This is a genomic window from Methylobacterium sp. DB0501 (assembly GCF_011043735.1).
Lineage (GTDB): Bacteria > Pseudomonadota > Alphaproteobacteria > Rhizobiales > Beijerinckiaceae > Methylobacterium > Methylobacterium alsaeris.
Window position 1 is genome coordinate 13,691 of the sequence record NZ_JAAKGV010000004.1, and the last position, 12,990, is coordinate 26,680.

Annotated in this window: 11 protein-coding genes; 5 read left to right on the forward strand and 6 right to left on the reverse strand. The window is 68.1% G+C overall.

The annotated features are described in order from the left end of the window. Positions 1-344: 344 nt before the first annotated feature. From G4G93_RS07255 to G4G93_RS07265, 3 genes are all read right to left on the reverse strand, one after another. Positions 345-1,772, reverse strand: coding sequence for a calcium-binding protein (locus G4G93_RS07255; RefSeq protein WP_099956034.1), 1,428 nt, complete (start codon positions 1,770-1,772; stop codon positions 345-347). A 558-nt stretch (positions 1,773-2,330) separates the two neighbouring features. Then, on the reverse strand, positions 2,331-3,623 hold the full coding sequence (locus G4G93_RS07260) for a type II restriction endonuclease (protein WP_099956035.1): 1,293 nt from the start codon (positions 3,621-3,623) through the stop codon (positions 2,331-2,333). A gap of 930 nt (positions 3,624-4,553) precedes the next feature. Beyond that, the gene (locus G4G93_RS07265) at positions 4,554-4,886 is read right to left on the reverse strand and encodes a four-helix bundle copper-binding protein (RefSeq protein WP_091887265.1); all 333 of its coding nucleotides are present in this window, start codon (positions 4,884-4,886) and stop codon (positions 4,554-4,556) included. A gap of 162 nt (positions 4,887-5,048) precedes the next feature. Between G4G93_RS07265 and G4G93_RS07270 the strand changes: the two genes are divergently transcribed. The 3 genes from G4G93_RS07270 to G4G93_RS07280 all read left to right on the forward strand — a co-directional run bounded on the left by G4G93_RS07270 (position 5,049) and on the right by G4G93_RS07280 (position 8,057). Continuing rightward, the gene (locus G4G93_RS07270; RefSeq protein ID WP_165082724.1) at positions 5,049-5,351 is read left to right on the forward strand and encodes a metal-sensitive transcriptional regulator; all 303 of its coding nucleotides are present in this window, start codon (positions 5,049-5,051) and stop codon (positions 5,349-5,351) included. Positions 5,352-5,817: 466 nt separating this feature from the next. Continuing rightward, positions 5,818-7,179, forward strand: a complete 1,362-nt coding sequence (locus G4G93_RS07275) for a hypothetical protein (RefSeq protein ID WP_165082726.1) — start codon at positions 5,818-5,820, stop codon at positions 7,177-7,179. 29 nt (positions 7,180-7,208) lie between these two features. After that, a complete protein-coding gene (locus G4G93_RS07280) occupies positions 7,209-8,057 on the forward strand; it encodes a transporter (RefSeq protein ID WP_099956036.1) in 849 nt (282 codons plus the stop codon). A gap of 610 nt (positions 8,058-8,667) precedes the next feature. Here the strand turns inward: G4G93_RS07280 and G4G93_RS07285 are convergent. Beyond that, positions 8,668-9,315 carry a class I SAM-dependent methyltransferase gene (locus G4G93_RS07285; RefSeq protein WP_164712504.1) on the reverse strand — a complete coding sequence of 216 codons (648 nt, stop codon included), beginning with the start codon at positions 9,313-9,315 and terminating at the stop codon, positions 8,668-8,670. Positions 9,316-9,445: 130 nt separating this feature from the next. On the opposite strand from G4G93_RS07285, the gene G4G93_RS07290 reads away from it, so the two are divergent. Next, entirely contained in the window at positions 9,446-9,955 is a 510-nt protein-coding gene (locus tag G4G93_RS07290; protein WP_206289610.1) for a MerR family transcriptional regulator, read from the forward strand. Positions 9,956-10,440: 485 nt separating this feature from the next. On the opposite strand, the gene G4G93_RS07295 is transcribed toward G4G93_RS07290, so the two are convergent. Then, positions 10,441-11,109, reverse strand: a complete 669-nt coding sequence (locus G4G93_RS07295) for a uracil-DNA glycosylase (protein ID WP_165082730.1) — start codon at positions 11,107-11,109, stop codon at positions 10,441-10,443. Next, complete coding sequence (locus G4G93_RS07300) at positions 11,106-12,257, reverse strand: nucleoside triphosphate pyrophosphohydrolase family protein (protein WP_165082732.1); 1,152 nt, start codon at positions 12,255-12,257, stop codon at positions 11,106-11,108. Before G4G93_RS07300 ends, G4G93_RS07295 begins: the two co-directional genes overlap by 4 nt. A gap of 204 nt (positions 12,258-12,461) precedes the next feature. Here G4G93_RS07300 and G4G93_RS07305 point away from each other — a divergent pair, with 204 nt between their 5' ends. Continuing rightward, positions 12,462-12,989, forward strand: a complete 528-nt coding sequence (locus G4G93_RS07305) for a hypothetical protein (protein WP_165082734.1) — start codon at positions 12,462-12,464, stop codon at positions 12,987-12,989. Position 12,990: the final 1 nt, after the last annotated feature.

Below are 12,990 nucleotides of genomic sequence, written 5' to 3' on the forward strand. Positions count from 1 at the left end.
CGACGGCGTCAATCCTCCGCGAACGCCCGCCCCGCATGGTCGTCGACAGGCGGAGGAGGTTGGCGAAGGCGCTGAGCAGACCGACCGCGGGAAGCGCGGCTTCGGCCCCGCGGAGCGGGCCTTCCCCCCTCCTCCCCGACCTCGGCACCCCCGGGGGTGGACGAACTCTCGATGCGGCTCATCGTGGCGGCCCTGCTACGGGGTGGTCCGGGGATCTAGGCCGGCGTGGGAACGCACGGTCCGGCGGCTTGGGGAAATGGTCGGGCGCTCGCGGCCGTGCCGCGGGCACCATCCTGCCTCAGACACCGTGGCAGGTGAGGCTCGCCAGCCGCAGGTATCGCCGGCTATTGAAAGATGAGCTGGGAGCCGACCGACGTGATGGCCGGGTCGTTCACGAAGGCGCCTGCCCGTCCGTCGTCCGCGTTGAACATGAAATCGTCCTGGGCCATCTGGCTCTTCGTCAGGCCTTCAAGGAAGATCGACCCGTTGCCCTGGTCCGTCTGCCAGCTGACCAGGACGCCGGTGTGCCCGTCGTCGTGCGCCGAGACCCCGTCGGCAACGGTGACTTGGCTCGGCAGGATGTCCCGGAATGCGATATGGTCGAAGGCGCCCGGGCCGGCGTCGAAGCCGCCGGTGACGACGTCGTTCCCGGTATCGGGTCCCACGATGAAGGCGTCGGCGCCGTCGCCGCCGTTCAGCTCGTCGTTCCCCTTGCCGCCGTCGAGCATGTCGTGGCCGGCGCCGGCGTAGAGCTTGTCGTTGCCGTCCTCGCCCATGAGGTTGTCGGCCTGATCGCCGCCGTACAACCGGTCCGAGCCGGCGCCGCCCCTGAGGTCGTCCTGGCCCGCACCGCCGTCGAGGACGTCGTCGCCGGCATCGCCGCGTAGATCGTCGTCCCCGGCAGCCCCGAACAGCAGGTCGTTCCCGCCTAGGCCAAAGTAGTAGTCCCGCTCGCCGGTGCCTTGGAACGTATCGGCTTGGCTGGAGCCTTCCCTTACGTTGAACTCGTCGAAGCGGAACGTGTTTGCGGAACCGGTGTCACTCCCCGGGTTCGGGGCACCGAGGTTGAAGCCCTCGTCCTTCGCGTAGCTCAAGGCGGTGACGTGGTCCGCGTCCGCGCTCGTCGGCTGAATGAGCATCCTGTCGTCCGTGAACATGAAATCGTCCTGCGCGAGGTCCGTCTTCCGGACGCCCGCCAGCAGGACCGAGCCCTCGCCCCCGGTCACGTCCCAGCTGATCTTCACACCGGCGGAAGTGTCTTGGAATCTGAGGTCCTCGGGCGCGAGGTCCCGTACCGCGAGGTGGTCCAGGATGCCGGGACCGGCGGAGAAGTCGGTGATGACGTCGTTGCCGCTGTCGGGCGAGATGACGAAGGCATCGCCTCCCGGACCGCCTGTCAGGATGTCGTTGCCGGGACCGCCCTCAAGATCGCCGTGTCCGACGCCCTCGTTGAGATAGTCGTTCCCTTCGGCGCCACGCAATGCGTCCGCGGCCCCGCCGCCGATCAGGACGTCGTTTCCCTTGCCGCCGTCGAGGTGGTCCATGCCGGCGCCCCCCAGGAGGACGTCGTTGCCCTTGCCGCCCTGCAGGTCATCGTCTTGGCCTCGGCCGGCGAGATAGTCGCTCCCGCCTCGGCCGAAGGCGATGTCCATCCGGCCGGTGCCGGGGTAGGCGTCGGGATCTCGCTCTCCGATGAGCAATCGGTAGTCGCCGAAGTCCTCCTGAACGTTGTGGTCGTTCGCAGGGACTTGGTGGTGCGAGCGATGCGACATGAGGGATCTCCTGCCGATGAGCCAAGAATCGGAAGCCAACCCGCCCGGGTTGCGCATCCGCCTATACCCCATCGGGGTAGGCAGGCTTCCAACACCCCGCCCGCGAAGCTGTTTCATCCCTACCGCGGCGCGGGGCGGTTTGACGCAGGCCCCGCCGTGCGCTCCGCGTCGGAACGGATTGCCACGGTCCCGCCGCTCCGGACGCCTTGACACCTGGTTCCAGGAAACGGGCAGGTGTTCGGAATACGTGTCCCGAACCCCCTCGGGGTATATCCCACTCTTGAGTGGGCCCTTCGTCGCGGCGGGGTGCTGACGGCGTCGACCACCGGGGTGGATGCCCGATCAGGTTGACCGCGGAAAGGTGGCCACCGGCCCAAGGCGGTAGTTGTCCGCATCCCCCGCGATTTGCCCGGATGCGCCTTACGAAGCAGCCGGGGCCAAGCGTAAGTCAGCGTCGTCGAGGGGACGGGGTGCCCGAGTCGGCTTTGGCCGGCGCGGCCGGCACGAACGCTCGTGATGTCTCACTAGGCCGGAGAGAGGGGCCGCGCGGCCTGGACATCACCTGGGCGCGCCGACCGGCCGTGCGATGGCCAGCACTCCCTTGAGGCCGGTTCCGAAGCGCGCGATGGTCTCGCGATGCCCCCGCAGCTCGCTGTACGGCAGGTAACGAAGATCCAGCTCGCTCACACGCGAGAAGGCAGGTCTGGCGAACTGCGCCCGGACGTCCTCCTCCCTGTTGTCGGGCGCGACGAGGAAGAGGTTGCGGGCCGTCCCGCCCTCGACGCCGAGCGCCAAGTCGAGCATCCGCACGATCCCGGAGTATATGCTCGTCGTATGCTCGACCTCGAAGGCCGCCGCCACGTCCCTGCTCGCCTTTTCGAGCCAGATCACGTCGATGAGCCGGACCGTTTCGGCCGTTCCGTTGGCGGTGAGCCGTTCGGGTAACCGGTCGAGGCAGCCGTCGGACAGCCTGCCGCCTGCGTAAGGACGGCCCCCGTCATTCGAGGCGACCCAGACGTCGAAACCGAGCGCGAGCCCGAGGTCCCGGAGCCAGCCCTGGATCTCGGTGTGGGTATGGTCGGCCTCGCTTGCGGCCTGGGCCGCCTTCGAGGCGGCGCCGGCCGCCTCCGCCCGCACGCGTTCGAGATCCTCCCGCCATCGCTCCAGCGCCCCGGTGGCATCCCGCTCGGGAAGCGGGTAGCGCCCCGACCCGACGTCGAACAGGAAGCCGGCCACGGCGCCGAGGTCGTTCGACAGGAGCGTCCGGTGGGCGGCGTTGAGGGCAAGGATGCCTTGGCGCATCGCGAGGTACTCGTCCCACCTGCCGAGCTTCACGTTGGCGCCCATGAGCGCGTTGAAGCCCTTGACGATGGCGGTGTTGAACGGGGAGGCCACGGTCGGATGCAGGAAGTACAGCAGGTTCGCCGCGGCCGGGCCAAGCCCTTTAATGCGCGACTGGTCGAGCGTTCGGATGGCCGCCAGGACCTGCGCCTCGGCGTTGCAGCAAAGGCAGGCGTCGAGGAAGCGCCCAAAGGCCAGCTGGTTGGCCCGATCCTCGTAGATGTCAGGGATGCGAAGCTTGGGCTTCCAGAGGAAGGCATGGTCGGCGCCCTTGAACACCTGGCGCTGCTCGGCGATGGAGGAGACGATGGTCTCCAGCGAGGAGCCGCGGTAGGCGTTGCCGAAGGTGTCGGACCGGATCTCGTCTATGACCGCCTGGATGCCGCGCCGGATCGAGCGGAAGTTCTTGATGCGCTCCTCCCACAGGAACCACGTTCTGTAGGAGGCGCCTGGGTCCTCGCGCCAGTGCCGGATGAGATTGCCGATCCAGGCGTCGTTCACGTTCGTCATATTCGGGGGCTTGGTGGTCGTGGCTCCCGAATATGCCTGGTCGGGGTATCAGGCACCACAGGGCCGTGGACGCGCAGGCAGGGTTTCCGATGATGGCGGGAGGGTGTCGCAACCGTGCAACAGATGCGAGAGGCGTCGGTGATGGCGGGGCGCACGCGCCCAGGCGGCATGCCGATAGCAGCTCCCGGAGATCAGTGCCGCGGCTCATCCCGTGAAGCTTTTCCTAACCGGCGGTCCCGCACACATGAGAAGCGGACTGCCGTGGGCGAGTCCGCGGCGCAAGGTGACGGGCGCACTGCGGCCTGCGTCCGTTGCGCATCAAGGCCGGGGCCGACGGCGCGAGACCCGGGGGCCGCCCACGGCGACCGCCACGCAGGCGAGGCGGTCCCGCCGCGCCGATTGGTCCCGCCCATCCGCATGTTCTGGGCCCGGGCGCTGACGGTCCGGCACCGTGCCTGTACGTGCATCGTCGGCATGCGGGGATCTCGCCCCGCGCGGGCCGGCGGTGCGCTGGCCGTGGCGACGCCGTTCGAGGACGCTGCGCCGCCAGTGGTCCCAGCGGCACGCGGCACGAGCTGGTCGGCCTTCCTCGCAATTCCTCCACGCCCATGAAGGCGAGCGGGGAGCCTCTGGGATGCCGGAGAGCCTGGCGCAGCCCGGGGCCAGCCCGGCCCCGACAAGGATGGCGTCCGACGAACCGATGAACTCGCCGCGAAGCCTGGTGGATCCCTCCGGCGGACTGGCCGGCTCGGCTGTCCGGGCGCGGGAGCAGTGATATGTGCCATGAGGCCCGAAGCGATTGCACCTGACACCTCCCAAGCCGGCCCGGGCAGGGCATCGGTCAGAAGGGCCGGCGGGACAACCGGGACGAGGCGGCGCGCAGGGAATGCCGCCGAGCGGCCGTGTCCTGAGCCGCCCCGGACGAGCGGTTCAGGCCGCCATCTTCCGACAGCTTTCCGCGCAGCGGCGGCACTGGTCGACGCAGTGCTGCATATCGCCCACCTGCTCGCAGCTCCGCGCGCAATCCTCGCACACGTCGGCGCACTCGCGGCAGGTGTGCTTATGATGGCTCGTGCCGAGGAGCATGAAGTGCGCCGAGGTGCGGCAGATCTCGGCGCAGGCGAGCATGAGGCGAAGATGCTCCGCCTCGACGTGCTTCCCGCCGGCGGGCAGGCAGTGGTTGGATGCCATGCCGAGGCAGGTCTGGTAGCAGCGCAGGCACTCGTCGATGCATGCCTGCATGTCCGGTCTCATCTGGTGCATTGTGTCGCTCGCATTGTTGGACGTTCGGCCAAGCCTTACTATGGCTGCGTGGGCCCGCCCGCGCGGAGCGGGCCCACGACGAAGAGGCAACATACCCTGGCAGGGTATGGTTCCAAAACCCTGGGCCGGCGGCCGCCCGTCCCATCAGAGGCGCAAGGCAGCATGTCGGGTTCCGAAAAGGACCACGGTGGGATCACGGTCAACCACAAGCAGCAACTCCCCCGGCTGCGTCGCATCGAAGGGCAGGTGCGTGGCATCCAGCAAATGATCGAGACGGAGCGATACTGCGTCGACGTCGCGCACCAGATCGATGCCGTCATCGCCGCGTTGCGCCGAGTGCAGTCCGACATGATCCGCGACCATATGCACGGGTTGGTGCAAGCCTCCGTCGCGAGCAACCTCTCGCAGGAGGAGCGGCAGCGCCTGGCCGACGAGATCGGCAGCCTTATCGGCAGGATCGTGTAGCCGAGGGCAGGACTGTCGGATGTCAGGCGCTGCGAGCGCCCTGCCACGACCGGGTCGCCCCTCGTGCCGCATCCCGGCGTTGCGGCCCGGACGCATGCGCGGTCCCGAAGGCCGACCGGCGCCGCGGGACCGCGGGCGGCACAACCTGTACGCCCCCTGGCGTCCAAGCGCGATGCGGCCCTGGAACGGCCGCGGGCCTTGGGCCATGCATAGCGATGGTCGGCTCGGTCCTGGCAGGCCGACCAGCCGCCGCGGACTGGGGGGATCGGTCCCGGCACACCTCCAGGCGGCGGAAGCCGGCGCATGGCCGACAAGGCCCGCCCTGTCCCTCGCCCTCAAGAGTGGCGGTGAGGCAACACTTCGGCCCGATGAGAACCGCCCAAGGGATCACGGGTGAATAGCCTTTGACCCCGGTTCCCGACGGTTTTACCCCATTGGGGTATAATCTTGGAGGGGACAAATGAGGATGGCGACGCGGAGAGCGTTCCTGGGTGGCGCCGCGGCATCCGCGGTCGCACTGGCGGCGCAAGGAGCGGGCGCGAGGCGGGCGTTCGCGCTCGAACAGCGCAACGGCGTCGACTTCCTGCGAGGCCCCTACAACCTGGCATTCTTCTACCGGCACAACCTGGCCTACCGCATCGGGGCCGGCATGCACTTCTTCCACTCGAAGCAACACGACCTGCTGCAGTTGACGCGCTTCGAGGACCACGCCGCGGTCGATGCGCGCTTCGACCAGGAAGCTCTGGAGTGGCTGCTCAACCCGCCGGCGACCGAGCCGGAGATGCCGTACTACTCGTCCTATGTCGACCGGGCGATGCACACGCTGTTTCGGACCATCGACTGGACGCATATGCACCACGAGCAGACTTACGACGTGATGGCCTTTCGTGAGATCCCGTGGGCCGAGAAGAAGGCTTGGACAGATCGTGCGGTCAAGTATTACTTGACCATGCAGACCGAGGGTGTCCCGCGTAGTCCGGCGCCATTGGAGCTGACGATGCGGCGCGCGGGCATCATGATGAAGCCCTACTTCAATTACTTCCGGAATTTTTATCCGCTCGACCAAAGCCTATTCTACGTCGCGCACTGGTGGCACCCGGCGGTTTACGAGGCGCAGATGATCTCGGGCAACCAGGACCAGGAGGCCGCCATCAAGGGCGTGGAGGACGTCATGCATCGCGAGGTCATCCCGAACCGCCCGGGCCGGATGGTGCTCTCGCGCGAGATCATGCCGCGCTACTCTCGCATGACCCCGGAGAGCGCGAACATCTTCGACAATCTGCACATGCTCCACGGCATCGCCTATTCGATCCTCGCCTACAAGGGCTGGTCCGTCGAGGAGAAGCGGGCCGAGATGTACCGCGTCATCCAGGCCATGGGGTACCAACCGGGGGACGAGGCTTACGCCCGCAAGTTCGGCGAGCCCCATCCCGCATACGACCCGCGCACCTACCCGAACTGGGTGCGTTCGCCACAGGGCGCCATGGGCATGATCATGATGGACATGCTTATGGAGATGCTGCCCATGATGTACCCTGGGGGGCTATCCAAGGCGGAGAAGTCCGCCGTCATGCAGCAGATGATGAAGAACGGGCGGCTCGGCATTGAGCCGGGCGAGATCCCGGGCTCTCTGCACGACGCCATAATGCGTGTCGCGCCCGGGATGAGGATGATGCCCGGCGCGACCGAACCGGGCGAGACGCCGCGGATGATGACCGAGACGATGGAGGCGAACTGGCGACGGAAGGCCGAGCGCATGCCCGACATCGCTCCCATCGACATGGGCGTCGAGCCCTCGCTGGGCGCCGCCCGCGTCGCCTCCCGCTGACTGCCCCGACGCCCGACAGGAACTCCGTCATGAAGCATCACGTGCGCCTGGCCGCCGGGGCCGCCGCGTTCGCCATCATTGCCTGCGACGCCCTCCCGGTGCGAGCCGCCGACCATACGAACCTCGAACAGGGCCTGCCCGTCGTCATCGAGGATGCCTACCCGATCAAGGAGAACGGCCTGGAGATCCAGGGGTACCTCCGCTACGACAGGGTTCCCCGGAGTGACCCTGACGGCCGGAGTCGCCTGTTCGTGGTCCCGCGCGTGGAGTGGGGCGCGACCAAGAACTTCCAACTGTCAGTCGAGACGCCATACGCGGTTGGCGATGCGAGCGAGACGAAGCAGGGTGCCGCCACGGTTCAGGGCCTCTACAACCTCAACACGGAAAGCCTCTATCTGCCGGCCTTCGCGGTGGCGGCCGGCGTGAGCCGACCCTATGGGTATCGGAACGGCGGGACCGAGACCGAGCTGAAGTTCCTCGCGACGAAGTCGCTGGGAACGCCGGACCCCGAAGGAACGTCGCCATTCTCCTACGTGCCGCGTCAGATCCACTTCAACGCGTCTTGGTTCCACAACTTCGACCCGCTCACGGGTCGCGATGCCGAGAGGACGGACCGCTACCGCGTCGGCGTGGCCTACAGCCAGCCCGTGACGAACGAGTTGGTCGTCGTCGCGGATGTCTACCGTGAGACGGACAGGGACCGCAGGCGCGCGTCGAACATGGCCGAGGTCGGTGTCCGCTACCTGCTGACGCCCCAAACCGTCCTCTCGGGCAGCGCCGGCGTCGGGTTCGGCGGCGACCGCAACCAGGATTTCCGGTTCGTGGCCGGAATCCAGCACACGCTGAGCTACCCGTTCAGCTTCGACCCGCCCCGATGAGCGGCCGCGCCGGTACGAGTTCCGCCCACCGCGGGATCGGCTCGGCCCTACGTACCGGGTCGCCTTCGCCCAACGCCGGAGCCATCGTGAAGAGGACGAAAGCGCCGACCCTGGCCATCACGCAAGCCGATTCCGGTACCAGAAGAGCCTGCGTCGCAGCTTCGTCGCCAAGCCTCCCGAGAAGCTCGCCTCCGTGGAGCGGGAGGCCATCGCCGTAGCCTCGCAATGCAACAGGCCGAACGGGTTGTGGGGCACTGAGCGGGCCGGCGTCTGACCTTGCATGCGCCGTGCGCTCCGGCAGCCGGATGCGGTCGATGGCCGTCACCTTGCCCAAAGGGCAAAGGCCCATGAGGCGCCGCCCGGGACCCGCGTTCAGCAAGTCAAACGGACCTAGGCGTAGAACGCTGTGCTGTCACCGCTCGGGTCGGGAACCTGGTTGCGAGAGCGTCCTGGCAAGCGGTAGACGGATGATGACGGCCATTGGCCAGCAACTGCGAACGCCTTCGGGCGGGCCCCGCGCTCTGTTCGACCGATGATCTCCAGCGCCTCGTGCGTGACATTCCGTCAAGGTGCAGGCGCCCGGCATCAACGGTGGCATGATGGCAGCGTCTCAGCGCCTGGATGCCCGGACCAGGGCCACTCTTGCGACGAGCACCGAATGCGAGCCGAGGCGCTTGACGCGCGCGAAGCCAGCTTCGGAAAGGATGTCGGGCCACGTTCCGTCCGTGTGTGGTTGGAGACGCGGCTCGCCGAGCATCATGGACGCGACTTTGACCAAGGCGCCTTCCTGCGCCCCACGCGCCGCATCAAGATCCGAGGCGAGCAGGCTTCCTTGCCGCCGCAGGACGCGCAACAACTCGCGCGCGATCCGAAGCTTTCCTTCCGGTGGCTCGGAATGCAGGGCCATCACCGAAGCCGCCTTGTCGAAGGAGGCGGGAGGGAACGGCAAGCGACCGTGGGCCTCGTACGCGAACGCCTTCACGTTCGTGAGGCCCGCCGCCGCCGCATCGGCCCGGGTCGCGGCGGCGCGCTCTGCGTCCGCTTCCAAGCCGACGAATTTGGTACCCGGAAACCTCTTCGCGAGCCCGAGCACGGGTTCGGCCTGCGGCCCCCTGACATAGAGGATGCGCTCTCCGGCCTCGGGAGCAAGGGCGGCTATAAGAGGCTCGGTGCAGGCCGGGTCCCGCATCAGGACGGGATAGGTCCGCTCGAAGCCGCGCCTGGCAATCCACCGGCGCGCGCCAAGGATGAGGGCCATTGCCGAAGAAACCGTTCGGATCGACGCCACTGGCGACGTCGGCCTGGGGCGTGTCGGCCTCAGGGTGACGGCGGCCATTCCGACCATAGCCGCTTTTGGCCATGGGTGTACCGCTACAGGGTAAGGGTACATGGCACTCACCGCAAGCGGAGAACTCGGACCATGTCCTCCACCCACCTCATGCGCTAAGGTCCACGCACTCGGAAGTGGGAGAGGCCTTCGGGTGACGATTTCAATCGGTGAACTGTCGCGACGCTCGGGCGTGCGGATACCTACGATAAGGTACTATGAGCAGAACCGCCTCATTTCGGCCCCGGCTCGAACCGAGGGCCAGCAGCGACGCTACACTGAGGAGGACGTCGTTCGGTTGAGCTTCGTCCGACAGGCCAGAGAACTCGGATTGGAGGTCGATGCGATCCGCGAACTCCTCGAACTGGGAACAGGGCATAGTGGCTCGCCCGAGGAAGCTGCCAGGCTGGCCCTGCGCCACAGGGACGAAACGGACCGGCGGATCGCCCTGCTCACGGCACTCCGGTCCGAGCTTGGGCGTCTTGCGGCCGAATACGGCCGTGGACGTCTCCATGGAGGGCGTCTCCTTGAGGTGATTGCGCAACCGGATATCGCGGATGGCGAACGCTGACCGTCTTGGCGCACGGGCATTCCGAAGGACCAGGGGCTCCGCCCCTGCCCCGGTGCTCCCAAGCGGGCAGCCCGTCCCACCCGGTCCGCGCGGGGCACACGGAAGGAAGGCATCGGTCTCAGCGGAGTGGCGGCGCAGGGCCTGCGCCATGGAGCATGACGAGGCGCCTGGCTCCGGCGTCGGAGAGCAGGCGCGCACGAACACCGCAATCAAATCGAACCTTGTCGCACGTCCCCTTCCCCGCGCGGAGACTAGATAGGCGTCAAACCCAAGGTGGAGTGTGGCGCTTCGGCGTTTCCTGCCAGGACCGTGGGTGCATCAGCGCATCGAGCCCGGCGATCCACGACCGCATGGGCCCGCGAGATCGTCCCGGCAAATCATGGGCTCCGATGCGTGATCCCAGGCCGGTCCGCGAAGCGAGGGACGGTGCATCATGCCCAGGGGCGCCAGCCGTCGACGACCCGGAGATGCGGTTCCCGGTTCTCTCAGCTCAGCGTGAGTTGCACCTCGTGAGACACCTTGAGGGGTAGGCCGTACAGCTCGCCCATGCGGGCGACGAACTCGGTTTGCCCTCCGTAGCTGGGATGCCGGACCCGCTCGGCCGCCATACCCAAGTCCGCCAACGCTGCCTCGGCATCCCTCCCGATGGCGACCAAGACCCGGGGCCGCAATTCCGACACCAGCCATTCGAGGAGGTGGCGGGACGCCTGCCGTTCCCGACGGGTATGGCAGCGGTTGGACAGCGGGTCGCCGGCCGCGTGCGGATGGAGCGGGAAGACGTTCCAGAGGAAGACCGGGCGCCGCAGGTCCCGGAGAACCTGCCAGATCACCGTCGCCGTGCGCTCGGTCATCGCGGGGCCGCGGGTTGCCCGCGCCAGCGGCAATTGACCGTAGAGGCCGGCATGGGCGGAGAGGTGGGCCTCGTCCGTGAGCGCCAGGCCCGTGCGCCGCCCGCCACGGTACCCGAGGTCGCGCGCGATCCAGATCGAGTCGACGCCTCCGGCGAGGGCCGCCTCCAGGACGAGGCGAAGGTTCTCACGCCGGACCTGGGGCGCATCGACGCCGTCGTGGTCCGGGCAGGCCTCGGCGTAAGGGTTGAAGGTGTCCCGGAAGCGCAGCGCCGCGAGGGCATCGATGAAGGCGCCAGGTGTCATGTCGGCAGGTCCTCGACCAGCATCTTCCGCCCGACCAGATCGAGCTGAAGGCGCCCGCGGCGCTTCTCCCGCAAGAAACGAAACGCTTCGTTACCGGCGAGGATGGCCTCTTCCCAAAGCCAGAGCGGGCAGGCCTCGACCTCGTAGCCGCGCACGAATTGCCTCACCGATTTCAGGAAGGCGAAGCCCAGGTCGCCCGGGCGCTGCCCTTCGAAGAAGCCGAGCTGCTTCGCCTCACCGAAGACGAAGGTCGCCACGCCCTCCTCGATCAGGATCGCGCGCGCTCCGTCCTGCCCCTCGTCGACGCGGGCCTCGCTTTTCCTCTTCAGGCGGAACAGCGCGCGCGTCACCGGCGACCAGCCGAGGACGGCGGCGTAGGCATAGTGGAAGGCGTCGTGGAACCGGTAATCGTCCGGCTTCATGATGTTGTCGGTCAGGCGGTCGCCGATGAAGATGCCGTTGCATCGCTGCACGACGTACCGCCTGTCGTTGCCGCCGGTGCGCTCGAAGATGTCGATGGTCAACGCGCGGGGCAGGCGCTCCTCGTCCGGGAACGCCTCGTCGAACAGCGGCGGGGCCACGCGCGTCGCCGGCCAACGGTCCTCGGCCTTCGCGAGGTTGCGCATGGCGGCCTGCTCCAGGGTGACGCCGGCCTCGTTCGCGGCCGCGACGAGAAGGCCGAACACTGCCGAGAGACGCTCCAGGAGGTCCGGGCTTCCCGCGAGGTCGCCCCGCGCCCCCAGCGCGGCCAGCCGGCCGACGGCCCCGGCCAGCTGTAGCAGGGTGTGCTCGAAGGCGACGGTCGGGACGTGCAAAGGCAAGGCACGCTGCGGCTGCACGTCCGCGAAGGTCGGCTCGGGTCCCCCGGCGAGGTCCCGGCCGGCGAGATCCCCCAAGCGCAGCCCGGCGTGATCGGCGATCACGGCCAGGTACCAGAGCGCGTCGCCCATCTCCTCGACGACGCTCGCCTCGTAGCCGAGATAGGACCGCGCGTCGCGCTGCTTCTTCTTGGTCTCGCTCAGCAGGCTGCCCGTCTCGCCGAAGAGGCCGAGCACGGCCAGGTCGAGGCCGGTGCCCTTCCCTTGCGTCCGGTCTGTCCGGACCGCCCCGGCTTGATAACCGTTCAGGCTAAGCGGCGCCGTATCCATGTCCCCTCCCCGCTCCGGGTTGGCATATCCTCAGGTTGCCATCGTCGGCCCTTTCCGGCGCTCAGTCCAGGGTTGCCTGTTCCCACACACGCGGCGGACGCACCCTTGCCATACCGACCGCGGCTGACCACCTAAGCTTTACTGAGCCAGGCTCCCGGGCGGAATGCGCGACGGAAGGACCTGGGCACCGGGGAGAAGCCGCACATGCCGAAGGTTTGCGTGCTCGGTCCTGTCGATGACGAGGAACGCACGGCCCTGCTCAAGCTCTTGGCCGAGGCGGGCTGCGAGGTCGTGGACGAGGAGGTCGCCGTCGTCGAGCCCGACGAAGGGGAGGACGACGAGGGGGAAGACGGCGAGCACGTCGAGGATCCCGTTGCGCCGGAAGACGGCGAGCCCGCACCCGCGGATGACGAGGTTGCGGCCGGTCACGCCGAGACGCCGGACGAGGACTTGGGGGTGATCGTGCTGTCTCCCGATTGCCTGGCGGACGAGGAGCTGGCGCGCGTGATGCAGCGGGCCGCCGCCCTGGGTCGTCGCGTCATCGGGATCTGGCCTCCTGGAACCCAGGACGAGACGCTGCCGCGCGCGTTCGAGGATTACGGCGGGGATACCGTTCCCTGGGATGCAGGCAGCCTGCGGGGCGCCTTCCCGCGGAGGAACGCGAAGCCCGAGTGGTTGAAGCCCGACGCCCAGCCGCGGGCGGAGCGCCAGACCAAGCGGAACAAGTGCTGAG